At 62.0% G+C, this 2,449-nt stretch carries 4 protein-coding genes; all 4 read right to left on the bottom strand.

Annotated elements, in window-relative coordinates:
• A partial coding sequence (locus AC4FAH_RS08260; protein WP_288988296.1) for a hypothetical protein occupies positions 1-204 on the bottom strand: 204 nt, incomplete at its 3' end.
• Between the two features lie 13 nt (positions 205-217).
• Complete coding sequence (locus AC4FAH_RS08255; protein ID WP_052384819.1) at positions 218-724, bottom strand: pilus assembly PilX family protein; 507 nt, start codon at positions 722-724, stop codon at positions 218-220.
• 71 nt (positions 725-795) lie between these two features.
• Positions 796-1,785: a prepilin-type N-terminal cleavage/methylation domain-containing protein gene (locus AC4FAH_RS08250; RefSeq protein ID WP_225347388.1), complete on the bottom strand. Its 990-nt coding sequence runs from the start codon at positions 1,783-1,785 to the stop codon at positions 796-798.
• Positions 1,782-2,348, bottom strand: coding sequence for a type IV pilus modification protein PilV (pilV, locus tag AC4FAH_RS08245; protein ID WP_082388834.1), 567 nt, complete (start codon positions 2,346-2,348; stop codon positions 1,782-1,784). The genes AC4FAH_RS08250 and pilV overlap by 4 nt, the downstream gene beginning before the upstream one ends.
• Positions 2,349-2,449 lie beyond the last annotated feature (101 nt).

Here is a 2,449-nt window from a genome sequence, read left to right as displayed (position 1 = left end):
CGAGGAAGCCGGCTGATACCCCCAGTGTTCCACTCCCTTGTTGAGAGTGTCCTCCCAGGCCATGCTGCCCGAATCATCCAGAATGAACAGGATATTGGGCTGAACCCCGGTCGCTTCCGTGACCGGGGCGCGGGCGATTTCCCCGGGGGCCGCCAGACAGGGCAAGGCGACAAGGCACAGGGCACCACTCAGCAGATAACGCATATTCATGCTCCTCTCAGAAGTAAGGGCCCAGTTCCATCTCGCTTTGCACTACTGTCCAGGAGGCACCATTGCCGCCCCCCGTGCCCATCGCGTTGATACGGAAGGCATCCAGGCGCGTGCCCACCGCATTCACTTCGTTGCTGGCATTCAGCGGCGGCTCGCCGACCTTGCCCAGATACTCGATCACATAGGCCCCGATGACCGCACCGGTATCACTGTCCAGCGTCTGGATACCGCTGGCTTGCCAATCCGCTTCCGAGAGCGGGTTGATCGGCGGTGCATCCTCGGGCAGTGCCAGCATCAGGCCGGCCGAGTCATCGAAGCTGTCCAGGCTCCAGGTGCCATCCTCCAGGCTTTCCTGCAGCGCACGCTCACCGATGCTCAGGCTGGTTTCCGCGTTGTAATAGGACTGCTCGAAGTTGCGGCTGTTGACGGCCATGCGTGTCTGCAGCTGACTGTCCTCGACCCCGGTCACGGCCAGCAGGCCGATCACGACCAGCATGATCAATACGATCAGCAAGGCGATGCCTTGCTGACGTGCTGGCCCCCGGGTGACCGCGCAGACCCTGGACGTTGAAGACGATGTATTCATCAGCTGCCCCTCAGTTGCAGATTGCGCGGTGTGAACGTGAGATTGAAGGTTCGCGTCAAACGCCCATCGTTATCCCCGCCCGGCACCACTCCCGGCAGGCTCTCGAGCGTGAGTGCGATCTCGATACGGCGCACCTCATCCCAACGGCCTTCGCTGCGCACCGTGGCGGCCGGCACCTTGACACGATCGACACTGCCATTGCCGGTGGTATCCAGGCTGAAACTGACATCGAAGCCCTGTACGCCGGAGGCCAGTTCTTCGCGTGCGAAAGCGGCATCGATACGGTCGATATACAGTGCACGCACCGAAGAATCGTTGGCCTGGTCATCCAGCCGCAGCTCCCAGGCCTGCACCGGGTAGAGATAGGCATTCGAGGACTGAGAGCTGCCGTAGGAACGTGACAGGGTGTCATTGGTTTCCACATTGCCCTGGGTGGTGCCCGACACCCTGAAGACATCGGTGCTGCTGCAATCACTGACCAGTGCATACTCGTTGGTCACGAAGGCATCTTCGCTACCGTTGCGCACGGACAGCGGGCCGCCCAGCGACGTCATGCTGCTGGTCAGCGTGGTTTCATCGCCGTCCTTGCTGGCAGCGACGAACGTCAGATTGAAATAGCTGAGGCCCCGCTGGGTACGCTGCTGCCCCCCGAAGGGCGCCGTGAGGTCATGGGAGGCATCCACCGAGCTGGCATTGGTGATATCGCGGCTATTGGCACAGCCTGCGTAGCCCACATTGCGCATCAGCGGCTGGAGCCGGAAGGACACGTAACGGGCCGATTCCTGCAGATAGGAAAGCGCCTCCTGGGTGCTCACGGTGCTGCGTGAGGTCGAGAACATCTGCACGGCCATCGCCGTGATCAACAGCCCCAGCACCAGGCTGATCATCAGCTCGACAAGCCCCACGCCCGCCTGGCGTTTCAAGCCATGCGGACGGGCGGTGTCGGGGGCGAAGCGTCGGCGGACCGATGCAGGGGAACAGCGATTCATGGCTCTACCTCGAAACGATAGGTCTGCTGGTCAACTCCCCCGCTGATGGGGTCACTCCACTGCACCTGGACACTGACATCGTGAACGCCGATACCGGCGCCGCCAACAACACGCTCGTCGACTTCCACGCTGCCGACGCCGCTGGTCAGCGTGGAGCCGATGATGGCGTCACGCCAATCAATGATGTCCTGGTCCGCCAGCTCTGCGGGCACGCAGTCCGAGCTGCATCCATCCGCCGGCGCATTGGTGGTGTCGGCATCATCATATTGATCGATGGCCTCAAGGTTGGCGCGGATACGCTCAGCCATGTCCAGCGACAGCAGTTGTGCCACGGTATTGCTGTAGCTGACGCGCTGATGTTGAAGCGTCTGAACTTGCAACAACCCCAGCCCCAGCAGGGAAACCCCCAGCAGCATGACCGCGACCAGCGCCTCGATCAGGCCGACGCCGCGCTGTGAATGCCGAGCGGAACGCCGCCGCTGCAGGCGAGACAGCAATGTCTTCCTCAGCGCTCGCGGCTGCAGGGCTTGCTTGAGGGATGTGATCATCAACGATGCTGTCATGAGCAGTCCCCTCCTGATTCAAGGCGTACACGGCCTGAAGGCGCCACTACCACAGAGGTAGCATCGGATGCCGCACAGAACACCAGCGTACTGTTGCCACT

Source organism: Cobetia sp., from assembly GCF_983723665.1.
This window is presented reverse-complemented; position numbering and strand designations above follow the sequence as displayed.